22 protein-coding genes are annotated in these 21039 nt (G+C 67.4%); 11 read left to right on the forward strand and 11 right to left on the reverse strand.

Annotation, left to right across the window (positions count from 1 at the left end):
- Window position 1: 1 nt before the first annotated feature.
- Genes ACQR1E_RS15280 through ACQR1E_RS15290 form a run of 3 tightly spaced genes read right to left on the reverse strand, consistent with a single transcriptional unit; the run spans window position 2 to window position 4775 of the window.
- Complete coding sequence (locus ACQR1E_RS15280; protein ID WP_316203206.1) at window positions 2-2824, reverse strand: DUF4159 domain-containing protein; 2823 nt, start codon at window positions 2822-2824, stop codon at window positions 2-4.
- Window positions 2821-3777 carry a DUF58 domain-containing protein gene (locus tag ACQR1E_RS15285; protein WP_316167439.1) on the reverse strand — a complete coding sequence of 319 codons (957 nt, stop codon included), beginning with the start codon at window positions 3775-3777 and terminating at the stop codon, window positions 2821-2823. The genes ACQR1E_RS15280 and ACQR1E_RS15285 overlap by 4 nt, the downstream gene beginning before the upstream one ends.
- Window positions 3777-4775: an AAA family ATPase gene (locus ACQR1E_RS15290; RefSeq protein WP_315717298.1), complete on the reverse strand. Its 999-nt coding sequence runs from the start codon at window positions 4773-4775 to the stop codon at window positions 3777-3779. Before ACQR1E_RS15290 ends, ACQR1E_RS15285 begins: the two co-directional genes overlap by 1 nt.
- 264 nt (window positions 4776-5039) lie before the next feature.
- Here ACQR1E_RS15290 and ACQR1E_RS15295 point away from each other — a divergent pair, with 264 nt between their 5' ends.
- From ACQR1E_RS15295 to ACQR1E_RS15315, 5 genes are read left to right on the forward strand one after another with little or no spacing between them, the layout of a single operon-like run.
- The gene (locus ACQR1E_RS15295) at window positions 5040-5642 is read left to right on the forward strand and encodes a DUF1285 domain-containing protein (RefSeq protein ID WP_316175824.1); all 603 of its coding nucleotides are present in this window, start codon (window positions 5040-5042) and stop codon (window positions 5640-5642) included.
- Window positions 5643-5650: 8 nt separating this feature from the next.
- Entirely contained in the window at window positions 5651-6310 is a 660-nt protein-coding gene (locus ACQR1E_RS15300; protein WP_409998624.1) for a CoA pyrophosphatase, read from the forward strand.
- Complete coding sequence (locus ACQR1E_RS15305) at window positions 6307-6570, forward strand: DUF6111 family protein (RefSeq protein WP_315750395.1); 264 nt, start codon at window positions 6307-6309, stop codon at window positions 6568-6570. Before ACQR1E_RS15300 ends, ACQR1E_RS15305 begins: the two co-directional genes overlap by 4 nt.
- Window positions 6567-7817: a CCA tRNA nucleotidyltransferase gene (locus ACQR1E_RS15310; protein WP_315750396.1), complete on the forward strand. Its 1251-nt coding sequence runs from the start codon at window positions 6567-6569 to the stop codon at window positions 7815-7817. The genes ACQR1E_RS15305 and ACQR1E_RS15310 overlap by 4 nt, the downstream gene beginning before the upstream one ends.
- Window positions 7814-8590, forward strand: a complete 777-nt coding sequence (locus ACQR1E_RS15315; protein WP_315750397.1) for a TSUP family transporter — start codon at window positions 7814-7816, stop codon at window positions 8588-8590. Before ACQR1E_RS15310 ends, ACQR1E_RS15315 begins: the two co-directional genes overlap by 4 nt.
- A gap of 10 nt (window positions 8591-8600) precedes the next feature.
- On the opposite strand, the gene ACQR1E_RS15320 is transcribed toward ACQR1E_RS15315, so the two are convergent.
- The 3 genes from ACQR1E_RS15320 to ACQR1E_RS15330 all read right to left on the reverse strand — a co-directional run bounded on the left by ACQR1E_RS15320 (window position 8601) and on the right by ACQR1E_RS15330 (window position 10732).
- Entirely contained in the window at window positions 8601-9023 is a 423-nt protein-coding gene (locus ACQR1E_RS15320; protein ID WP_316159420.1) for a diguanylate cyclase, read from the reverse strand.
- Window positions 9024-9094: 71 nt separating this feature from the next.
- A complete protein-coding gene (locus ACQR1E_RS15325) occupies window positions 9095-9994 on the reverse strand; it encodes an MBL fold metallo-hydrolase (RefSeq protein WP_315717291.1) in 900 nt (299 codons plus the stop codon).
- A gap of 108 nt (window positions 9995-10102) precedes the next feature.
- Window positions 10103-10732, reverse strand: coding sequence for a DsbA family protein (locus ACQR1E_RS15330; protein WP_315717290.1), 630 nt, complete (start codon window positions 10730-10732; stop codon window positions 10103-10105).
- Window positions 10733-10851: 119 nt separating this feature from the next.
- On the opposite strand from ACQR1E_RS15330, the gene ACQR1E_RS15335 reads away from it, so the two are divergent.
- Window positions 10852-11766, forward strand: a complete 915-nt coding sequence (locus ACQR1E_RS15335; RefSeq protein WP_316226361.1) for a LysR family transcriptional regulator — start codon at window positions 10852-10854, stop codon at window positions 11764-11766.
- 18 nt (window positions 11767-11784) lie between these two features.
- On the opposite strand, the gene ACQR1E_RS15340 is transcribed toward ACQR1E_RS15335, so the two are convergent.
- The 5 genes from ACQR1E_RS15340 to ACQR1E_RS15360 form a co-directional block, all read right to left on the reverse strand.
- Window positions 11785-12513, reverse strand: coding sequence for an HAD family hydrolase (locus tag ACQR1E_RS15340; RefSeq protein WP_315750400.1), 729 nt, complete (start codon window positions 12511-12513; stop codon window positions 11785-11787).
- Window positions 12514-12544: 31 nt separating this feature from the next.
- A complete protein-coding gene (gene hemF, locus ACQR1E_RS15345; protein WP_315717287.1) occupies window positions 12545-13432 on the reverse strand; it encodes an oxygen-dependent coproporphyrinogen oxidase in 888 nt (295 codons plus the stop codon).
- A gap of 103 nt (window positions 13433-13535) precedes the next feature.
- Window positions 13536-13904 (reverse strand): 6-pyruvoyl trahydropterin synthase family protein, encoded by a 369-nt coding sequence (locus ACQR1E_RS15350; RefSeq protein ID WP_315750453.1) that lies wholly within the window; start codon window positions 13902-13904, stop codon window positions 13536-13538.
- Window positions 13905-13921: 17 nt separating this feature from the next.
- Window positions 13922-14554, reverse strand: a complete 633-nt coding sequence (gene queE / locus ACQR1E_RS15355) for a 7-carboxy-7-deazaguanine synthase (protein ID WP_316193427.1) — start codon at window positions 14552-14554, stop codon at window positions 13922-13924.
- Complete coding sequence (locus ACQR1E_RS15360) at window positions 14551-15036, reverse strand: tRNA (cytidine(34)-2'-O)-methyltransferase (protein WP_316183790.1); 486 nt, start codon at window positions 15034-15036, stop codon at window positions 14551-14553. The genes queE and ACQR1E_RS15360 overlap by 4 nt, the downstream gene beginning before the upstream one ends.
- 280 nt (window positions 15037-15316) lie before the next feature.
- On the opposite strand from ACQR1E_RS15360, the gene petA reads away from it, so the two are divergent.
- The 5 genes from petA to ACQR1E_RS15385 all read left to right on the forward strand — a co-directional run bounded on the left by petA (window position 15317) and on the right by ACQR1E_RS15385 (window position 20987).
- Complete coding sequence (petA, locus tag ACQR1E_RS15365; protein ID WP_315717369.1) at window positions 15317-15847, forward strand: ubiquinol-cytochrome c reductase iron-sulfur subunit; 531 nt, start codon at window positions 15317-15319, stop codon at window positions 15845-15847.
- 60 nt (window positions 15848-15907) lie between these two features.
- Window positions 15908-17980 (forward strand): cytochrome c1, encoded by a 2073-nt coding sequence (locus ACQR1E_RS15370; protein WP_315717284.1) that lies wholly within the window; start codon window positions 15908-15910, stop codon window positions 17978-17980.
- Window positions 17981-18108: 128 nt separating this feature from the next.
- Window positions 18109-18441: a YnfA family protein gene (locus ACQR1E_RS15375; protein ID WP_316193426.1), complete on the forward strand. Its 333-nt coding sequence runs from the start codon at window positions 18109-18111 to the stop codon at window positions 18439-18441.
- Between the two features lie 193 nt (window positions 18442-18634).
- Window positions 18635-19309 carry a dienelactone hydrolase family protein gene (locus ACQR1E_RS15380; protein WP_434863374.1) on the forward strand — a complete coding sequence of 225 codons (675 nt, stop codon included), beginning with the start codon at window positions 18635-18637 and terminating at the stop codon, window positions 19307-19309.
- 625 nt (window positions 19310-19934) lie between these two features.
- Window positions 19935-20987, forward strand: coding sequence for a hypothetical protein (locus tag ACQR1E_RS15385; RefSeq protein ID WP_434897242.1), 1053 nt, complete (start codon window positions 19935-19937; stop codon window positions 20985-20987).
- Window positions 20988-21039: the final 52 nt, after the last annotated feature.

Genomic DNA, 21039 nt, shown 5'->3' on the forward strand with positions numbered 1-21039 from the left:
GTCACTGCCCGAGCCGTTCGATCAGCGCCGGCGCGTGCACCTGGTCGGCCTTGTAGTTGCCGGTCAGCGTGTACATCACGATGTTGACGCCGGCGCGGAAGGCGAATTCGCGCTGCCGTGGCTCGCCCGGAACCATCGGCAGCATGGCCTGGCCGTCGGGGCGGATGGCCCAGGCGCCGGCGAGATCGTTGGAGGTGATGATGATCGGTGAGACACCGTCGCCGCCACGCGCCGGACGGGAGGCGCTGTCCTCGTCCTCATCTTTCGGCAGCGCCTCGACCCAGGTCTGGCCCGCGGTGAAGCGGCCGGGGAAGTCGCGCAGCAGGTAGAACGTCTTGGTCAGCACGTGCTCGCGCGGCACCGGCTCGAGCTCGGGCACATCGAGCGACGACAGGATCTCGCGCAGCGACTGCATGCCCGGGGTCTGCTGCGCGCCGTTCTCGCCCGGAGGAGCCTCGACGGCGTCGCGGGTATCGAAGATCACCGTGCCGCCCTGCTTCATGTAGGCGTCGATCTTGTTGATCGCGTCCTGCGGCGGCTTCGGCACGCCCGGCACGATCGGCCAGTAGATCAGCGGGAAGAAGGCAAGCTCGTCATGCGCGGGATCGACGCCGACGGGATCGCCGGCTTCAAGCGCGGTCCGCTGCGCCAGGAACAAGGTCAGCCCGGTCAGCCCGGCCTTGACGATGGAATCGACGTCGGCATTGCCGGTCACGACATAGGCAAGCCGCGTCTGTGACACTGCGCGCATCGCGAAATCATCGCTGGCGGCGTCGGCGCGTGCGGGCGCCGGCATCGCGACCGCGAGCAGGGCGCCGGTTGCCAGCACCGCAAGCGCGATGGCCGCGGGGGCCGCACGCCGTCGTCTTGCCAACGCGGCCAGCACGCCGCCGAGCAGGGCGACAATGACGGCGTCGATCAGGAACAGCAGCAGTGCGGTCGACAGCAGGATGCCCCGGAGATCGCGCGGCTCGGCGGTGGTGTAGCTGGCGCGGTTGGCGCGCAGCGCTGCCGTGTCGAGCTGCAGAATGCGATCGGCGGGGCTGAGCGTGTTCACTGCGGTAGGTCCCTCGGCTGGGCCATAGAATCCGGGCGGATGATCCAGCGAAGCCCGGTCGTTGAAATCAGCCGGTAGCGGCTTGGCGGTCGAAGGCGGCGGTCCGAAGGCGCCGAAGCCGTCGAGGATGTGCAGCGGCGCCAGCGTGGCCTTGGCGGTCTCACCCGCGGGACCTGGGCCCGGCGTCGAGGTGTAGCCGGACATGTCGACGATGCGGCGGAGCATCTCGACTATGGCGCCGGACATCGGCAGATCGGACCAGCGCATGTCGGCGCTGACGTGGAACAGCGCGATCAGGCCTTTGCCGCGATGCTCACCGGTGACGAGCGGCGTGCCGTCCTCAAGAGACGCCCAGCTCTTGGTCGCCAGCACGGCGTCGGGCTCGGCGAGAACCTGGCGGTTGACGGTGACGTCCTTCGGGACAGTGATGCCGGCGAACGGGCCGTCGGCGGCGAAAGCGGCCAGGTGCTGCGGCTTCTCCCATGTCAGGCTGCCGCCCAGGGTGCGGCCGCCGCGGCGCAGCTTCACCGGCACGAGGTCGTCGTCGCCCTGCGCCAGGCGCGGGCCGGCGAAGCGCACCAGCACGCCGCCATTCTCGATCCAGCCGTTGAGACGGTCGCGCAGCTCCGGCGACAGCGTGCCGACGTCGGCCATCACGATCATCGGCACCTTCTGGTCGAGGAACTGCGTGATGACCTGCTGCGGGGCGCCGCGATCGCCGAGCCTGAGATCGGCGAACGGCGACAGCGCGCGGGTGAGATAGAAGGTCGGTGCGAGCAGCGGCTGCGCGGTGTCGCTGGTGGCGCCGGAGACGATGCCGACGGCGCGGCGGCGCCAGCGCTTGTCGAGCAACTGCACGGCGCCGGCCGAGCGCTCGCCCGCAATCTCGAGCCGGGTGATGTCGTTGCGCAGCTCGACCGGCAGGTCGAAGCTCGCCTCGGCGTCGTGCGCGCCGGCGGCAAAGCTGAACTGTGCCTCGCCGAGCGGCGAGCCCTTGGCATCGAGCGCGCGCACGATGCCGCCCGGAACGGAGAGATCCGCCCGCAGCACCTTCACCGTCATCTTGGCGGCCGCGTTCTCGGCGCCGGCGAGCGCCAGCGGCGAGGGCGTGCCGCCTTCGAACACGGTCAGGCTGCGGTCGCCGATCGTCTTGGCGAGACCCCCCACGAACTCGCTGCCGCGGCCGGGATCGACGCCGTCGGAGAACCACATGATCTCGGCATCGCCGGTCGCTTTCAGGAAGCGATCGAGCTGCGGCAGCGCGTCGGCGCGCTCGGTCGTGTAGGCCTTGGGCGCGATCTGGCGCAGCGCGACGCGCGCAGCACCGGCCGGCATCAAGGTGAGGTCACGCGCGGGCTCCGACAGCGGCAGCAGCGCGACGCCGCGGCGGTCGGCATCGGCGTTGGCGATGATCTCGTCGGCGGCCCTGATGCGCGTGTCCCAGCTTGCGGCCGCGCTCCAGCTGTCGTCGAGCAGCAGCACCAGCGGCGCCTTGCTGCCGACGGCTTCGGTGCGCGGATTCCAGATCGGGCCGGCTGCGGCGAAGATCACCAGCGCCGCCGCCACCAGCCGCAGCAGGGTGAGCCACCACGGCGAGCGCGACGGCGTCTCTTCCTTGGGCGTGATGTCGAACAACAGCCGGGTCGGCGGAAACTCGATGCGGCGCGGCCGCGGCGGCATCACCCGCAGCAGCCACCACAGCACCGGCAGGCTGACGAGACCGGTCAGCAGCAGCGGTTCGGCGAACGACAGCGGCAGGCCCATCATGCGCCGAGCCCTCCGGGGCCAGCGCCCACTTTGACGCCGCCGCGCGCGCTACCTTTGGCCGTGGTCATGCCGGCATGCAGGAACAGCAGCAGCTCGGCGGCCGAGCGGCTGGTGGTGTGGGTTGTGAACAGCCAATCGAGCCTGCCGGTCTCGGCGCGGATCTGGTCGCGATGCAGCGCCACGCGAGCGACGTAGTCCTGCGCCCAGCTCTCGGCGCGGCCGGCCGTGATCACCTCGCCGCCTTCCGGCTCGACGAACTCGACGCGGCCCGAATAGGGGAAGGTCTCCTCGGCCGGATCCACCACCTGCACCATCGTGCCGTGTGCACCGGACGCGGACAGGCCCGCCAGCATGGTGCTGATCTCGGAGATCGGCGACCAGAAATCCGACAGCACGACGATCTCGGCGAGCGCCGAGGGGACGAAGGACGGCGGTAGGCTCGGCCTGATCGTCTCATCATGCAGCATCGCCTGCGCAATGCGGTCGATCACGTTGCGGCTCCCGGTCGGATTGATCAGGCCGGGAATGCCGACGCGTTCGCCGCCGGCCACCAGCAGCTCGGCCAGGGCGAAGGTCACGATCAGCGCGCGCTCGAGCTTGCTGTCGCGCGCGCCCTTCGACGCGAAGGCCATCGACGGCGAGCGGTCCGGCCAGATCCACACCGTGTGCGCGGCCTCCCATTCCTGCTCGCGGACATAGAGATGGTCATCGCGCGCGGAGCGGCGCCAGTCGACGCGCTGCGACGGCTCACCGGAGACGAAGCGTCGGTACTGCCAGAAGCTTTCGCCGGAGCCGGCGCGGCGCCTTCCATGCAAGCCATGAATGACGTTGGCGGCAATCTGCCGGGCTTCCAACACCAGCCGCGGCAGCGACGATGCCAGCGTCCGGCTTTCGCCATCGGCACGCCGTATCGCGAGAATCTCCTTGTCGGCGTGCCCTGTCGCTGCGGCCATCAGCCAATCCGGCTCTTCAATTGCCGGATCACGTCCGGAATGGTGCGTCCCTCGGCGCGCGCCGGGAAGGTCAGCGCCATGCGGTGCTTGAGCACGGGCTCGGCGAGATCGAGCACGTCGTCGATCGAGGGCGCGAGCCGGCCGTCGAGCAGCGCGCGGGCGCGCACCGCGAGCATCAGCGACTGGCTGGCGCGGGGACCGGGGCCCCAGGCGATCAGCTTGCCGGCCTCTCCGGCCTCGGGACCGGGACGCGCCGAGCGCACCAGCGACAGGATCGCCTCGACCACGGAATCGCCGACCGGCAGCCGCCGCACCAGGCGCTGGGCCGCGATCAACGCATCGGCCGTCATCGCGCCCTTGGCGGCACTCTCCTCGGCGCCGGTGGTCTCGAACAGGATGCGGCGCTCGGCATCGCGATCCGGATAGTCGACGTCGATCTCCATCAGGAAGCGGTCGAGCTGAGCCTCGGGAAGCGGATAGGTTCCTTCCTGCTCCAGCGGATTCTGGGTCGCGAGCACATGGAAGGGCTTCGGCAGGTCATGGCGGGCGCCTGCAACCGTGATGTGCTGCTCCTGCATGGCTTGCAGCAGCGCCGACTGCGTGCGCGGGCTGGCGCGGTTGATCTCGTCGGCCATCAGGAGTTGCGCAAACACCGGGCCGGCGATGAAGCGGAACGAGCGCTTGCCGCCGGCGCTTTCGTCCAGCACCTCAGCGCCCAGAATGTCCGACGGCATCAGGTCCGGCGTGAACTGGATGCGCTTCGCATCGAGGCCGAGCGTCACGCCCAAGGTCTCGACCAGCTTGGTCTTGGCGAGGCCGGGGACGCCGATCAGCAGCGCGTGGCCGCCGGACAGGATGGTCACCAGCGTGTTTTCCACCACGCGGTCCTGGCCGAAGATGACGCCGGAGATCGCATCCTTTGCCGCTCGGATCTGGCCGGAGACCTGTTCGGCCGACCGGACGATCGCATCCTCGAGCTTCTCGGCACTCTCAGCCATTTCCGTCGCTCCTTCTGCCCCGCATCTTGAACTTTCGGACGGACGTTCCGCTCCAGTTTGCCGGGAAGCGGATGCCAACCTATGCGAAGGCGCTGTATTCGTTGAGTTAAACTATCCCCATATTATCGGCATTACGGGGTATTGACGGCATCACGTTATGGCGACCTTACATGACCTGCAGGGCCGCCAGGAACTTTTGCACAGACGACGGCGATGGAATCTTGCACCAATCGTGCCAAGGTGGACGCAAACTCAAGGCAAACCATGGCGAAGCAAGGGCAGACCACCGACAACGGACTCGATCGGCTGACGTCGGCGGCAACGCAGGCTGGCACATCGGCAAAGGAACTGCCGCCGGTGCATTTGTGGAATCCGCCATTCTGCGGCGATCTCGACATGCGAATCGCCGGTGATGGTAGCTGGTACTACATGGGCACGCCAATCGGGCGGCCGGCGCTGGTGCGGCTGTTCTCGACGATCCTCAAGCGCGAGGGTGACCGCTATTTTCTGGTCACGCCGGTGGAGAAGGTCGGCATCCGCGTCGATGATGCCCCCTTCACGGCCGTAGAAATGCGGACGGAGAGCGATGCGCGCGGGCCGCTGCTGCATTTCCGCACCAATGTCGACGACTGGGTCGCGTGCGATGCCGAGCATCGGCTGCGCTTCGAGCCCGGCGAGAGCGGCGGGCTGACGCCCTATCTGCATGTGCGAGCCGATCTCTGGGCCAAGGTGACGCGGGCGCTGTACTACGAGCTTGTTGACATGGGTGAGGAGCGGATGATCGATGGTCGTGTGATGTTCGGCGTGGGGTCGGGCGGCGCGTTCTTCCCCATGGCCGATGCAGCAGAGGTGAGGGCGGCGCTTTGAACCAGCCCATGGTGAGGAACAGGACCGCTGAACTCAGTTCGGCCGATTTCTTCGCGCGGGGCCGCGCGCGGCTGCACTTCGACGTTCCGCAGGCCCTGCTCGATCCGGACGTCATTCCGGCCAGTGGAGATTCCGGCACCGACCGCATGCTCGAGATCATCTCCCGCGAGCAGCCGATCCGCCCCGCGGCGGTGCTGATCCCGGTGGTCGACCACCCCGAGCCGACCGTCCTCCTGACCCAGCGCTCGCCGAACCTCTCGAGCCATGCCGGACAGATCGCCTTTCCCGGCGGCAAGATCGACGTCACCGATGCCTCTCCGCTCGATGCCGCTCTGCGCGAAGCCGAAGAGGAGATCGGGCTCGACCGCAGCTTCGTCGACCCGATCGGCTATCTCGACGTCTACGGCACCGCCTTCGGCTTCCGCATCCTGCCCACGGTGGCGCGGGTGCGGCCGGGATTCACGCTCAAGATCAACGAGGGCGAGGTCGACGACGCCTTCGAGGTGCCGCTGGCCTTCCTGATGGACCCCGCCAATCACCAGCTGCATTCCAAGGAGTTTCGCGGCATGGAGCGTTCGTATTACGCGATGCCGTTCGCCGAGCGCTACATATGGGGCGCGACAGCGGGCATCCTTCGGGTGTTGTACGAGCGGATCGGTCGGCCATGATCCGTGGCGTATTGACGGAAATCGGAATTTTCCTCATTCCTTTTGCGGTTTATGTGTTGTTCTTGCTCGCGACCAAATCGGGGCTGTTGGTGCCGGCCAACTGGCCCTTTCATCTGACCACAAAATTGACGGTGGCGGCCCTGGTGCTGGTGATTGCAAGTCTGGTCCTGATCGCCGAGTTCTCCGGCGCGCCGCCGCGTTCGACCTACGTCCCCGCTCATGTCGAGAACGGCAGGCTCGTTCCAGGGGTCGAGAAATGATCGACGCGCGGGTGCTGCACGCGCCCTGGCTCTCGTCCGGTCCCGCCGCGCGCGTGCTCGCGCTGCTCAATTGCGATGGCGAGGAAGCACGGGTGGTCGGCGGCGCCGTGCGCAATGCGCTGCTCGGCATCGCCATCGGCGACATCGACATCGCGACCACGGCGCTGCCGGCGGAGGTGCTCCGGCGTGCCAAGGCGGCGTCGATCAAGAGCGTGCCGACCGGCATCGACCACGGCACCGTGACGCTGGTGCTGGACGGCCATCCGTTCGAGATCACGACCCTGCGCGAGGACACCGAGACCTTCGGCCGCAAGGCCAAGGTCGAGTTCGGCCGCGACTGGGTCGGCGACGCGCACCGGCGCGACTTCACCATCAACGCGCTCTCCGTCGGGCCCGATGGCGTGGTGCATGATCACGTCGGCGGCCTCGCCGACATCGCCCAGCGCCGCGTGCGCTTCATCGGCGACCCCGCCCAGCGCATCGCCGAGGACTATCTGCGCATCCTGCGCTTCTTCCGCATCCATTCGGCGTTCGGTCACGGCGCCCCCGATTGCGAGGGCTATCTGGCCTGCATCGCCGGCCGTGCCGGGCTCGCCACGCTGTCAGCCGAGCGCGTGCGCATGGAGATGCTGAAGCTGCTCGTCACCGACGGCGCTGTCGGCGCGGTCACGGCGATGGCGGATGGCGGGTTGCTGACGGCGATCCTCGGCGGCGTCGCCTATCTCGGTCCGTTCGCCGCGATGATCGGCATCGAGCGCGAGCTGGAGCTTTCGCCGAGCCCGGTCCGCCGTCTCGCGGCGCTCGCGGTCGCCGTGACCGAGGATGCGCGCCGTCTCGGCTTCAGGCTGAAGCTCTCCAACGCCGAGACCAAGGCGCTCGACGGCATGGGCCATCGCTGGTGGCGGTTCGCTTCCGCCGACGAGGCGCGAGTCCGGCGTCTGCTGTATCGTCTCGGCGAGACCGTCTATCGCGACCGCCTGATGCTCGGCTGGGCGCGGGCGCGCGATCGCGACGACCGGCGCTGGCGCGAGCGTGCGCTGTTGCCGCAGCGCTTCACGCCGCCGAAATTGCCGTTGAAGGCGGCCGATTTCATCGCGCGCGGGGTTGCGGAGGGGCCGCTTCTCGGTCATGTGCTTACCCTCGCAGAGGATGCCTGGTTAGCCGCGGACTTCCCGCTCGACGAGGCATCGCTGAATGCGATCGCCGATCAGGCGGCGGCGCGTGTCAACCGCGACGGACGTTCATGAATTTTCTGGCAGGTTTTGCCGACATCTCGCTGCTGCAACTCCTGCTCGTCGCTTCCGTCGCTCTATTCGCTTCCATCATCGGTGGTCTTGCCGGCTACGGCACCGGCGCTCTCATGCCGCTCGTGCTGGTGCCGATGGTCGGGGCCGAGCCGGTCGTGCCGATCATCGCGATCTCGGCGATCCTCACCAATCTCAGCCGTGTCGTCGCCTATATCAGCCATGCCGACCGTACGCGCGCCGGAATCGTCATCGCGGCAGCCGCGCTCACGACCGCGCTCGGCGCCTACGGCTACACGCGACTGACCAATGCCGGCGCGGCGTTCGTGATCGGCACGATGCTCATCATGAGCGTTCCGCTGCGGCGGATCCTGCGCAAGCGCGAGGTCAGGATCGGCAATGGCGGGCTTGCTGCCGGAGCGGTCGGCTATGGCGTGCTGGTCGGCGGCACCTCCGGCTCCGGCGTGATCCTGCTGTCGCTGCTGATGGCCGCCGGCCTCGAAGGCGCCGCGGTCGTCGCCACCGACGCGATGATCTCGGTGGCGACGGGCGTCATCAAGATCTCGGTGTTTGGTTTGGCCGGCGTGGTCACCGTGCAGGTCCTGGCGTTCGCACTGCTGATCGGCGCGGTCGCGGTGCCCGGCGCGTTCCTCGCCAAGGCCTTCGTCGCGCGCATGCCGGTGCACATCCACGCCGCCATCCTCGACGCCGCCGTCATCACCGGCGGCGGCGTGATGATCGCATCAGCGCTGCGGCATCTGCTGCCGGCGGCGTAGCCTTCCGGCGTCAAGCCACCTGCTGGTCCGTGTCCCGATCGGATGGCGTGATGGTGCCGGTCTCGGCGCGTGCCACGATGGCATCGAGCGCGGCGACGGCGCGGGTGGTCACCTCGTCGAGCGGCGGCACCATGCCGCCGGAGGCGAGCTCGACCCGGTTGCGGCCCTTGTGCTTGGCGCGGTACAGCGCGCCGTCGGCGACGCGCAGGATCTCCGTCAGATCGAGGCCGGCCTCGGGATAGGCGGCGACGCCGACCGAGATCGTCACCCGCGGCAGCATGCCCACGCCATAGCTGATGTTGAGCGCCTCGACGCGGGCGCGCAGCTCCTCCGCGCGCATCGACGCGCTGCTCGACCTCGTCGAGAGCCGCCTGATCAAATGGCGTCCCAACGTTGCCGAGCGCCCGGCCTGAGGCACGACGCGGCCATCCACGAAAGGCCGAAGCGCCGGTCCTGACGGGCCGGCGCTTCTGTCATGTCAGCCTGATGTGGCCGCGGCCTGCATCAGCCCCACTTCATCTCGCCCTTCGCCACCTTGGCGCCGATGTCGAGGGCCACGCCCATGCCGAGGCCGGGGAACTTCGCCTCCATTGCGGCCTTCAGGGCTGCGGCGTCCTTGGCCTTGGCGAGCTCCTCCTCGAACGCGATGAGATAGGACTTGGTGTGCCGAACACCCGACAGGTCGGTGGCGGCGTCCGCCACGGCATGGCCGGCGACCACCACCGTCGGAGCGCGTGCAGCGATCTTGTCGAGGGTCGCGATCCAGGCTGCGCGCTGCTCCTTGCTCTGGGTGTCGGCCGTCCAGACATGGACACCCGAGAAGATCATGACGCCGCCGAATACGGCTGCGAGCGAGGGCACCCAGAGATAGCGCCGATTGGCCAGCCCCTCGGCGGCGACGATCTCGATCGTCTCGCCATCGACCGACAGCGACGGGCCATCGAACGGTTCGGGCAGAACGATGTCGGCCATCGTCTGCGGGCCGTTCTCCTTCAGCTGCGGGCCCCAGACGGCGAGCTTCTTCTCGACATTGCCCTTGATCGCCTCGATGGTCGCCGTGGCGGCGATCACCTTCACGCCGGGAAAGGCCTCGCGGATCGGCTTGAGGCTGAAGTAGTAGTCCGGGTCCGACTGGCTGATGTAGATGGCCGTCAGCGTCTTGCCGCTCGCCTTGATTGCGGCCGCCACCGCGCGGCCGTCCGGATAGTTGAAGCCGCCGTCGATCAGCAGTGCTTCGGTGGGGCCCCTCAGCAGCACGGGCGCGCGGAAGAAGCCGTTCGGACCGGCGGGAAAGTGTGTCCAGACCAGTTTGCTGCCAGCGGCACGGCCGCTGTCCGATGCACCGAGAATGGCTGCGGCGGTCCCTGCAATCGCTGTCGTCATGATCTGTCTCCGTGTCGGCATGTCAGTCTCTTTCTTGGAGTGATAAAACGATGAGGCCGGGCAGCAGGCGGCGCTCCGGCCGTGTGCGACGGCTGGGTGGATTGTGCCAGGCATCGAGTACGGAGCGGCTCAGGCTGCTCCGAGTTGTGCGAGCAGGCCGTCGAGCGGTTCGTACAAAGCGTTGCCCGGCAGCGGCCTCTGCCGCTCGCCGTCACCCGCTAGCAGGGCCGGGACACCGGACAAGCCGTAGCGTCGCATCAAGCTATGCGCGGTCTGGAGCCGGCGGCCATAGGCCTCGACCAGCGCGTGATCCCGGGCCAGCATCCGCTCGGCGGCGCTCGCAAGGCCCAGCGCTCGAAGGACTTCGCCGACGCCCGCGACGCTCACGATGTCCTGCCCGTGTACGTAGCGCGCAAGCTGCAGCTCCTTGAGGACCGTGAGCTCACGGCCGGGGTCGGTGACGTGGACCGCCGTCAGGCCGAGCGATGCGGCTGTCGAATCGAAGGCGCCGCCCGCGCCGAGAATGCGGGTGCGGTACGCGTCGGTGAAACGCTGGCCGGTCTGCTTGGCGATGCGCTGGTCGTTGCTCCAGGCATATTCGGAGAATTGCGCATCCATCCTGCCGGCGCCACGGCCGGCGAACAGGCCAGTGGGCAGCAGCTCGAGCGTGATGGCGTCGTGGGCGGCGAGCGTCTCGACCGCCGGGCCGGCGCCGTAGCACCATCCGCAGAGCGGGTCGAACAGATAGGTCAGTCGCATTTCCGGAACCCTGTCTTGGAGCGGCATGGCGCCGAGATAGCGGGTTCTCGTTTGTTCATAAATACAGCATAATGAGACAGACTGTATGCTGTTAATGGACAATAGAAGGAGCCGCCGGCATGGAGGCGATCAATCTCAACCGCCTCGTCTATTTCGCGGCCGTGGTGGACGCAGCGTCCTTTACCCGCGCGGCCGATCGGCTCGGGATCACCAAAGCCGTGGTCAGCCAGCAGGTCGCCCAGCTCGAGCGCGAGCTCAGGACCGACCTGCTGGTGCGGACCACGCGCAGGGTCGAGCCGACGGAAGCCGGTCGCCTGCTGCATGCCCGCTGTGCTGCCATCCTGCGCGAGGCCGAGAGCGCATTGGCCGAGCTGGCGCAGAGCAACGCCGAGCCGATGGGACTGTTGCGCATCGCCGCGCCGAACGACTACGGCACCTGCACGCTCGCCGCGATCGCAACCGAGTTCTCGCGGACCTATCCGGCCTGCCGGGTCGAGCTGATCCTCGCCGACAGCAAGATCGACCTCGTCGCCAGCCAGATCGATCTCTCGATCCGCGTGGGATGGCTCGACGATTCCACCCTGCAGACCCGCCGGGTCGGCAGCTTCCGGCAGCAGCTGGTGGCCGCGCCGAACGTGGTCAGGCGCGTCGCGCATCCGCGCGACCTCGCCGCGTTGCCGTTCATTGCGAATGCCGCGCTGAGGGAGCCGCTCACCTGGCAGTTCATGAAAGGCGACGTCGAGCGCGAGAGCGTCGAGATGAGCCAGACGCTTACCATCAACGCCACGCCGGCGGTGCTCGCCGCGACGCTGGCCGGCGGCGGCCTGGCGGTGCTGCCCGATTTCCTGATCAGGGACGATCTCGCGGCCGGCCGCCTCGTGGCCATCCTGCCGTCCTGGACACTGCCGTCCGGAGGCATCCACGCCGTGTTCCCAGCGGCGCGCTTTCGTCCGCCGAAGGTGACGGCCTTCGTGGCGATGCTGATGGAGGCGCACAAGCGCGCAGTCGCCGGAGGTCCGCGGCGCGCGAAGTGACGCCGGCGCCGCGCGGGCCTAGCCCGCCGGCACCAGCTCGGTCAGCGAGCGGATGATGCGGTCGGGCTTGACGTCGGTGCCTTCCGGCAGGCCGTCGCCATGGACGTCGATCCAGATCGAATAGATGCCGAGCCGCTGCGGCGCGACGATCTCCCATTCGAGATTGTCGCCGATCATCCAGGTGTCTTCCGGGCCGACGCCGAGCCGCTCCATCGCGTGCCAATAGGCGCGCTCCTCGGGCTTGCCGAAGCCGTGCTCGCCCTCGATCTGGATGTGGTCGAAGCGGTGCGCCAGCGCGAAGCGCTCGATCTTGGCGCGCTGCTGGCCGGCCTCGCCGTTGGTGACGAGCGCCAGCCTGACGCCGCGCGCCTTGAATGCGTCGATCGCCTCATGCGCCCCGGGGAAGACGAACATCTGCTCGTCGCGATAGCCGGTGAAGCGATCGGCGATCCGGATCGCGAGCTCGGTCGGTAGAGCAGGACCGTGGCCGGCGAGCGCCGCGAAGCCGTCCTTCACCACCTCCTGCCGCGCCTGGATCAGCTTCATCCGCCATTCGGCGCCGGCGACCGACCAGAAGCTGCGTGCCGAGGCCAGGATCGCGGCGGCCACCGCCTGCGGCGTATGCGGCGCGAGTTCGTCGGCAAACTCGGTGGCGACGATATTCCAGGCGATCTCGGGACGGCCATAGGCCGACAGGATGGTGTCGTCCATGTCGATCAGCATGGCGCGGGGCAGGGCGGCGGTCATGATCAATCTACGCGGTTCAACAAATCGAGTTTCAGGGCCATTTCACCTCGGGCGGCATCGAGGACAGAATGCTGTCGACATTGCCGCCGGTTTTAAGCCCAAATGTGGTGCCGCGGTCGTAAAGCAGGTTGAATTCGACGTAGCGGCCGCGGCGGATGAGCTGCTCCTCGCGGTCGGCGGCGGTCCAGGGGCTGCTGAAATTGCTCCGGACAAGCTCGGGATAGACCTTCAGGAAGGCGCGGCCAACATCCTGGGTGAAGGCGAGGTCGGCCTCCCAGTCGCCGGAATCGTGATGGTCGTAGAAGATGCCGCCGATGCCGCGCGGCTCCTTGCGGTGCGGCAGATAGAAGTACTCGTCGCACCAGCGCTTGTACTTGTCGTACGAGGCCACCGCGGCATGGGCGTCGCAGGCGCCCTTCATCGCGGCGTGGAAGGCCAGCGTATCCGCGTCCTCCTGGGTGCGGCGGCGGTCCAGCACCGGCGTCAGGTCGGCGCCGCCGCCGAACCAGGCTTTCGTCGTGACGACGAAGCGCGTGTTCATGTGCACCGCCGGCACGTGCGGCGACCACAGATGCGCGATCAGCGAGATGCCCGAGGCCCAGAACCGCGGGTCTTCGGAGGCGCCGGGAATCTGGCTGCGGAATTCCGGGGCGAACTCGCCATGCACGGTCGAGCAGTGCACGCCGACCTTCTCGAACAGCCGGCCGTGCATCATGCTCATGACGCCGCCGCCGCCCGGGCCGCCGGCATGGTCGGTGCGCTCCCACGGCGTTCGGACGAACCGGCTCGGTGTGCGCGGATAAAGGTCAGCCGGCGCCTCGTCCTCGAGCCGCTCGAACGCCGCGCAGATCTGGTCGCGCAGGCTCTCGAACCAGGCGCGGGCGCGGGCCTTGCGATCCTCGATGGCGGCGGTGGTCATGGACATTCCCCTGGCACATTGGCGCTCACCCCGCCGTCAAGCGTCCATGACAGCCGGAGGTGACAGCGCTGTTGTCGCTACGGTTCGGTCCTACCACAATCGATCAGCCCTGCGGACCGAAATAGGTGCAGGTCTCGCGGCAGCTGTCGCGGTGGACGCTGACCTTGGTGACATGGCCGATCGAGCGGACGCGCTCATAGATGAAGCGCGACAGGTTCTCGAGCGTCGGCAGCCCGATCGCCTCGATCTTGTTCAGGAACTTGTGGTCGAGCATGGCCTGGATCTCGCTCAGCCGCTGCGTCAGCACGCCGAAATCGACCACCATGCCGGTCTCGGGATGGGTCGCATCGCCGCGCACCGTCACCTCGGCGCGGAAGGAGTGGCCATGGATCTCCTGGCTGGCTTCGCCGAGCGTCGTGATCGGCAGCGTATGCGCGGCCTCGAAGGTGAACGACTTGGTCAATTCCCACATCGTGTCAGTCACAATCCCTACCTGATGCCGATCATCTTGTGCGTCTGCAGACTGAGCCGCCATTCCGGATGATGCTGGCAGTAATCAATGGCGCGCGCCGTGTTCGCGGCCGCTTCGGGCCCGTCCATCGGCTGCAGCGAGAAGCGCTCGAAGGCAAGCCCCGCGAACGTCTCCGGCTCGGCCCCGTGTTGCGGGTAGACCAGCTTCAGCTCGTGGCCCTGCCGCAGCTTCAGCTCGGCGCCGGCCTTCGGGCTGACGCAGATCCAGTCGATCCCGTCGGGCGGAATGAGCGTGCCGTTGGTTTCGACCCCGACCGCGAAGCCGCGGGCGTGGAGCGCCTCGATCAGGTCGGCATCGACCTGCAGCAGCGGCTCCCCGCCGGTGAGGATCGTATAGCGGTCGGCGGCCCCGCCTGTCCATTGCCCGCCGATGGCCTCGGCCAGCGCTGCGGCGGTCTCATAACGGCCGCCCAGCGTGCCGTCGGTGCCGACGAAGTCGGTGTCACAGAACCGGCACGTCGCGGTTGCGCGATCGGCCTCGCGGCCGCTCCACAGGTTGCAGCCGGCGAAGCGGCAGAACACGGCAGCGCGGCCCGCCTGGGCGCCTTCGCCCTGCAGGGTCATGAAGATTTCCTTCACCGCGTAGCTCACCCTCCGGCTCCTTGTGCGGATTGCAATTGGACGAATTGTCCGGTCTGGCGCAGCGCCTCGCCGGCGGCCATCGCCGCGGCCATCGCCACGTTCAGCGAGCGCAGCCCCGGCTGCAGCGGAATCCGCAGCCGCGCATCGGCGACCGCCGCCACGCCGTCCGGCACGCCGGCGCTCTCGCGCCCGAGCAGCAGGATGTCGTCCGCGCCGTAGCTGAAGTCGAGATAGCAGGTCGCGGCCCTGGTCGTCAGCAGCAGCAGGCGATGGCCCTCTGCGGACCGCCAGGCCTCGAACGCGCTCCAGGAATCGTGCCGCCGCCAATTCAGTTGGTCCAGATAGTCCATGCCGGCGCGGCGGAACTGCCGGTCGGACACAGGAAAGCCCGCCGGTTCGATGATGTGGGCCGCGAGCCCGAGGCAGGCGCACAGGCGCAGAATCGTTCCGGTGTTCTGCGGAATGTCGGGCTGATAGAGCGCGATCTGCATGCGAATTGGTCTTAGGACTGAGGCGGAAAGTCCGCTTCCGAAGCGGGAATTGGTGCATGGCGTGCTGCAGGGCCGATAGCGGGCTTGCGCTCGTATCGCAAGGGTGCCAATAGAACGATTCTGGACGGCTTGTTCCCCAGGGGCGGTGGAGCGAGCCGTTTTCTGCCGCCGCGGGGGACGCGGGCGCCGGCAGGATCTCCCGGTCACGTGATCTCCAAGGTCGAGATCGTAAGACGTCGAGCGGGGCGGTTCCACCGGCTGCAACGAAGAAAGGGTTGGAATCGTGACAGCGTCTACTGCGGATCATCCGACACGCCGGGATTTTCTTTTCGTCGCCACGGGCGCGACCGCAGCGGTCGGTGCTGTGGCCGCCCTGTGGCCCTTCATCTCCCAGATGAATCCCGATGCCTCGACCATCGCGGCCGGTGCGCCGATCGAGGTCGATCTCGCGCCCGTCGCCGAAGGACAGGACATCAAGGTGTTCTGGCGCGGCAAGCCGATCTACATCTCCCACCGCACCAAGAAGCAGGTCGAGGAGGTCCGCGCGGTGCCGGTGTCGAGCCTGCCGGATCCGGCGACCGACCAGTCCCGCACCAAGGACGGCCACGAGCAGTGGCTGGTCGTGATCGGCATCTGCACCCATCTGGGTTGCATCCCGATCGCCCACGAAGGCAATTACGACGGCTTCTTCTGCCCGTGCCACGGTTCGCAGTACGACGCCTCCGGTCGCGTCCGCCAGGGGCCGGCGCCGCTCAATCTTCCCGTCCCGCCCTATCAGTTCGTTTCCGACACCAAGATCCAGATCGGCTGAGCAGACGTTCGTCTTGAGCTCACGCTCGATCGTGCAAGATAATTTCTTCAGGAACGCATCATGAGTGGACCTTCTGACTACCAGCCGAGCCACCCCGCCTTGAAGTGGCTCGAGCAACGACTTCCGATCATCGGCCTGGTCCACTCGTCCTTCATTGCCTACCCGACGCCGCGGAACCTGAACTATTGGTGGACGTTCGGCGCCATCCTCTCGATGATGCTCGGCATCCAGATCGTGACCGGCGTCGTCCTGGCGATGCACTACACGCCGCATGCCGACCTCGCCTTCAAGTCGGTCGAACTGATCGTCCGCGACGTGAACTACGGCTGGCTGCTGCGCAACATGCATGCCTGCGGCGCGTCGATGTTCTTCCTCGCCGTCTACATCCACATGTTCCGCGGCCTGTATTACGGGTCATACAAGGCGCCGCGCGAGGTGCTCTGGATCCTCGGCGTCATCATCTACCTCCTGATGATGGCGACGGGCTTCATGGGCTACGTGCTGCCGTGGGGCCAGATGAGCTTCTGGGGCGCGACCGTCATCACCAATTTGTTCTCGGCCGTGCCGTATTTCGGCGAGAGCATCGTGACCCTGCTGTGGGGCGGCTACTCCGTCGGTAATCCCACGCTGAACCGCTTCTTCGCGCTCCATTATTTGCTGCCGTTCCTGATCGCCGGCGTGGTCGTGCTGCACGTCTGGGCGCTGCACGTCACTGGCCAGAACAACCCGGCCGGCGTCGAGCCGAAGACCGAGAAGGACATGGTGCCGTTCACGCCCTACGCGACGATCAAGGACTTCTTCGGCGTCGCCTGCTTCCTGATCTTCTATTCCTGGTTCATCTTCTACATGCCGAACTATCTCGGCGAGGCCGACAACTACATCCCGGCCAACCCGGCGGTGACGCCGGCGCACATCGTGCCCGAATGGTACTACCTGCCATTCTACGCGATCCTGCGCTCGATCCCGAACAAGCTCGCCGGCGTGATCGCGATGTTCGCGGCCATCATCGTGCTGGTGTTCCTGCCCTGGCTCGACTCGGCCAAGACCCGCTCCAACAAGTACCGTCCGCTCGGCAAGCAGTTCTTCTGGATCTTCGTCGTCGTCTGCATCGGCCTCGGCTATCTCGGCGCGCAGCCGCCGGAGGGTGTCTATGTCGTGCTCGGCCGCATCCTGACGGTGCTGTACTTCGCCTACTTCCTGATCGTGCTGCCGCTGCTCGCGCGCATCGAGCGGCCGCGCCCGCTGCCGAACTCGATCGCTGACGACGTGCTGGCCAGGTCCGGCCGCAAGGCGGCGCCGATGGTCTCGACCGTGATCGCGCTGGTCGCCGCGGTGTCGCTGCTCGCCGGCAGCATGGGCGACGCCCGTGCCAGCGAAGGCCAGGAGAACCCGCCGTCGGCGAAGTGGTCGTTTGCCGGTCCGTTCGGCACCTTCGATCGCGGCGCCGTGCAGCGCGGCCTCAAGGTCTACAAGGAAGTCTGCTCGAACTGCCATTCGCTGCAATATGTGGCGTTCCGCAATCTCGCCGAGCCCGGCGGCCCGGGCTACTCGCCGGCGCAGGCGGCCGCCTTCGCGGCCGAGTACAAGATCAAGGACGGTCCCAACGACGCCGGCGAGATGTTCGAGCGTCCGGGCCGGCCGGCCGACTACTTCCCGTCGCCGTTCCCGAACGAGCAGGCCGCACGGGCCGCCAATGGCGGTGCGGCCCCGCCGGACCTGTCGCTGATGGCCAAGGCGCGCTCCTACAAGCGCGGCTTCCCCTGGTTCCTGATCGACTTCTTCACCCAGTTCCAGGAGCAGGGCCCGAACTACATCAACGCGCTGCTGCAGGGCTATGAAGAAACCCCGCCGCACGGCGTCACGATTCCGGACGGCTCGTACTACAACAAGTACTTCCCCGGGCATGCGATCAAGATGCCGCCGCCGCTGTCCGACGGCCAGGTGACGTTCGACGACGGCTCGCCGGCCACCGTGAAGCAGTATGCCCACGACGTCGCGACCTTCCTGATGTGGACCGCCGAGCCGCACATGGAAGCGCGCAAGCGCCTCGGCTATCAGGTGTTCATCTTCCTGATCATCTTCGCCGGCCTGATGTACTTCACCAAGAAGCGGGTCTGGGCCGCCGCGCATTGAGCGGTGATCGGAAACGTCTGATGAAAACGAAAAGCCCCTCCGGGGGCTTTTTTGTTGTCCCTGTGTTAGTTGGGCTCGGGCCAGGGGAGGCCTTGTCCGCGGCGCAGCCGGGAAAACGGAGTTCGCCCATGCCGTCACTTCTCGCCTTCGCCGGCGCCGCCGTGCTGGAGATCGGCGGCTGCTTCGCGTTCTGGGCTTGGCTGCGGCTCGGGCAGTCGCCGCTATGGCTGTTGCCCGGCATGGTCGCGCTCGCCGGCTTCGCGACGCTTCTCACCGTGGCCGACAGCCCGCTCGCCGGCCGCGCCTACGCCGCCTATGGCGGCATCTATATCACCGCGGCGCTGCTATGGGGCTGGCTGGTCGAGGGCCATCGCCCCGATCCGTGGGACGCCGCCGGCGCCCTGATCTGCCTCGCCGGCATGGCCGTGATCCTGTTCGCGCCGCGCGCGATGCCGGTCTAGCGCCCGTAGCCCGGATGAGCGCAGCGACATCCTGGATCGCAACAGTGCCGGCGAGGACCCCGGATGTCGCTGCGCTCATCCGGGCTACGAATCCTCTCACGTTGCAGCGAACCCGATCGCCTCCCGTCGCGCCGGACGCGCATTTGCGGTAAACCCCGCTCCTCAGCTTCCAACAAAACCTGCGGAGGAACACATGGGCACACTGATCAGCTTCAAGCGCCCCGATGGCCAGGAGGCCAAGGGCTATCTCGCCAAGGCCGCGCAGGCCGATGCGCCGGGCGTCGTCGTCATCCAGGAATGGTGGGGCCTGCAGGACCAGATCAAGGGGATGTGCGATCGTTTCGCGCTCGCCGGCTTCAACGCGCTGGCGCCCGATCTCTACAAGGGCACGGTGGTGCCCTATCACGATACGGATGCGGCGGGCCGGGAGATGAACTCGCTCGACTTCATGGACGCGACCACGCAGACCGTGCGCGGGGCCGCGCAATTTCTGGCGCGCAACGGCGCCAAGGTCGGCCTCACCGGCTTCTGCCTCGGCGGCGCGGTGACGATCATCGGCGCGACCAAGATCGACGAGCTCGCCGCCGGCGTCGTGTTCTACGGCATTCCGCCTGAGCAGGCGGCCAAGCCGGCCGACGTCAAGATCCCGCTGCAGGCCCACTTTGCCAACAAGGATGATTGGTGCACGCCGGCGCTGGTGGACGGCTTCGAGAAGGCGATGAAGGCCGCCGGCAAGTCGCTCGAGCTCTATCGCTACGATGCCGAGCATGCCTTCGTGAACGAGCAGCGCATGACCGTGCACGATCGCAGGGCCGCCGAACTCGCCTGGGGCCGCGCCACGGCGTTTTTCCACAAGCACCTCGGCTGAGCTGAGGGCCGGCGCGCCGGTTCCAAACCGCGCCGTGCGGACTCAAACCGCGCGGGCGGCCTTGGTTTCGGCCGAGGGCGCTTCGGCCTCACCAAGAGTCGGAGCGTCGTCTGAAGGAGCCAAGGGGTCGGCGCTGGTCACTGCGTCGGCGGAGCGCCGTCGACGCTTCGTCCGCTTTGCCTGCGCTTCGAGGAAGCAATCGAGCAGCGTCGGCTGCTTCGGGAGCGCATGCGACACTGAGGGCTGTTTGCCGCGGGCCATGTTAACCAAGGTAATTCAATATGGTTAACCAATCATTGCCACACTATTGCAGATTGACAACAGTGTTGCCCTCGCGCACAGGCAAGTTATGTAACTTTTTTGGGTTGCGACAATCGTTGGTCGATACCCGAGGCGGCGTGCACGCGCGCAACATGAGGTTGTGACGGACCACACAGCCGCCGGCTGCAGCTTTTCGTCGCTCGGCGCCGTCACGTTGCCGCGAATCACCGGGATCCTGCGGAGATCTGAGCATTGATCATGTTCGAAGCGCGTCGTTTCGTTCGATGTTCGAATTCGCCGCCGGTTGCATCGCCGAAACAATCTGAGGTAGCGTTCTCCGGTCCCTCTGCTGATGGAGAAAGCCGTGCGAGTGGCCTTTGCGCTGGCCGGGCTGGGCGGCTTGAACGCCCATGGCGCCGGCTTCCTCGACACTGCCCGCGCCTGGGGCGTGACGCCGGATCTCGTCACCGCGACGTCCGGCCAGATCCTGGTGCTGTCGGCGTGGCTTCAGGGTCTCGATCTGCGCAACGAGCTGATGTCCTCCGACCGCCACCGGGATCCGGCGTCGCAGTTGCGCACGGTGATGTTCGGCTATCCCGGGGTGTTTCGTCCCGCCTATGCCGAGGCGCTGGCGCGCTTCGTCTCCTGGCCGGATTGGCGTGACGGCCCGTTCAACGCCCTCGCCGACCGGCTGTGGCCAGCGCAGCAATATGTCCCGGTGCGGAGCGAGGCCGACTTCGCGCACGCGGCGGAGACGCTCAACGCCACGTTGGTCGGCGTCGTGTTCAACACCTATGATCCCGAGACCGGCACCGGCTATCTCTACGGCAACGAGGCGGCGCGGGCGCTGCTGCCGGCGGAGAAGTCGGTTCCCAACGCCCATGCTGTCAAGGCGCGGCAATCGGCGGCCAAGCGCGACCTGCGCTACGCCTCCGAGGTGCTGGCCGAGCGCGCCATCCGCCCGATCACGCCGGAGGCGGTCAAGGCCGCGCTTTGGCTGTCGCTCTATGGCTTCACCAAGCTGCCGCAGGGACAGATGGACGGTGCCTATCACCGTGCCAGCATCATTTCCGAGCTGCACGGTTTCGACCGCGTCTTCGCCGTCCGCCCGCTCGCCCAGGGGTGGCAGGGCCAGGCGCCGGCCAACTGGTTCGAGGTGCAGGACTGGACCACGGAGATGTGGTTCTCGGTCGGCTACAAGGCCGAGGTCGACGCGCTCAAGCGCATCAACGACCTGATCGCGAGCGGCGTGATCACCGATCCGAAATACAAGACCGTGGAGCTGGTCGAGATCCAGCCGGAGACGCCGGCCGGCTACTTCAACTACTTCGTCGAGCGCGGCGAGGTGTATGAGAACGCGGTGGTGGCGACGGAGATGAAGTTCGCCGAGCTGGGGCTGGTGAAGCCGGGGACGTGAGCGGTCGGCATTCAATCACGGCCGCCGCCGCGCAATGCGGTAGCGGCCGTGA

The organism is Bradyrhizobium sp. HKCCYLRH1030 (genome assembly GCF_051168395.1).
Lineage (GTDB): Bacteria > Pseudomonadota > Alphaproteobacteria > Rhizobiales > Xanthobacteraceae > Bradyrhizobium.

What these genes read in the sequence shown, in the direction of transcription:
- ACQR1E_RS15280 (WP_316203206.1), bottom strand. Translation starts at nt 2,824, where the DNA reads ATGATGGGCCTGCCGCTGTCGTTCGCCGAACCGCTGCTGCTGACCGGT.
- ACQR1E_RS15285 (WP_316167439.1), bottom strand. Translation starts at nt 3,777, where the DNA reads ATGGCCGCAGCGACAGGGCACGCCGACAAGGAGATTCTCGCGATACGG.
- ACQR1E_RS15290 (WP_315717298.1), bottom strand. Translation starts at nt 4,775, where the DNA reads ATGGCTGAGAGTGCCGAGAAGCTCGAGGATGCGATCGTCCGGTCGGCC.
- ACQR1E_RS15295 (WP_316175824.1), top strand. Translation starts at nt 5,040, where the DNA reads ATGGCGAAGCAAGGGCAGACCACCGACAACGGACTCGATCGGCTGACG.
- ACQR1E_RS15300 (WP_409998624.1), top strand. Translation starts at nt 5,651, where the DNA reads ATGGTGAGGAACAGGACCGCTGAACTCAGTTCGGCCGATTTCTTCGCG.
- ACQR1E_RS15305 (WP_315750395.1), top strand. Translation starts at nt 6,307, where the DNA reads ATGATCCGTGGCGTATTGACGGAAATCGGAATTTTCCTCATTCCTTTT.
- ACQR1E_RS15310 (WP_315750396.1), top strand. Translation starts at nt 6,567, where the DNA reads ATGATCGACGCGCGGGTGCTGCACGCGCCCTGGCTCTCGTCCGGTCCC.
- ACQR1E_RS15315 (WP_315750397.1), top strand. Translation starts at nt 7,814, where the DNA reads ATGAATTTTCTGGCAGGTTTTGCCGACATCTCGCTGCTGCAACTCCTG.
- ACQR1E_RS15325 (WP_315717291.1), bottom strand. Translation starts at nt 9,994, where the DNA reads ATGCCGACACGGAGACAGATCATGACGACAGCGATTGCAGGGACCGCC.
- ACQR1E_RS15330 (WP_315717290.1), bottom strand. Translation starts at nt 10,732, where the DNA reads ATGCGACTGACCTATCTGTTCGACCCGCTCTGCGGATGGTGCTACGGC.
- ACQR1E_RS15335 (WP_316226361.1), top strand. Translation starts at nt 10,852, where the DNA reads ATGGAGGCGATCAATCTCAACCGCCTCGTCTATTTCGCGGCCGTGGTG.
- ACQR1E_RS15340 (WP_315750400.1), bottom strand. Translation starts at nt 12,513, where the DNA reads ATGACCGCCGCCCTGCCCCGCGCCATGCTGATCGACATGGACGACACC.
- hemF (WP_315717287.1), bottom strand. Translation starts at nt 13,432, where the DNA reads ATGACCACCGCCGCCATCGAGGATCGCAAGGCCCGCGCCCGCGCCTGG.
- ACQR1E_RS15350 (WP_315750453.1), bottom strand. Translation starts at nt 13,904, where the DNA reads ATGTGGGAATTGACCAAGTCGTTCACCTTCGAGGCCGCGCATACGCTG.
- ACQR1E_RS15360 (WP_316183790.1), bottom strand. Translation starts at nt 15,036, where the DNA reads ATGCAGATCGCGCTCTATCAGCCCGACATTCCGCAGAACACCGGAACG.
- ACQR1E_RS15370 (WP_315717284.1), top strand. Translation starts at nt 15,908, where the DNA reads ATGAGTGGACCTTCTGACTACCAGCCGAGCCACCCCGCCTTGAAGTGG.
- ACQR1E_RS15375 (WP_316193426.1), top strand. Translation starts at nt 18,109, where the DNA reads ATGCCGTCACTTCTCGCCTTCGCCGGCGCCGCCGTGCTGGAGATCGGC.
- ACQR1E_RS15380 (WP_434863374.1), top strand. Translation starts at nt 18,635, where the DNA reads ATGGGCACACTGATCAGCTTCAAGCGCCCCGATGGCCAGGAGGCCAAG.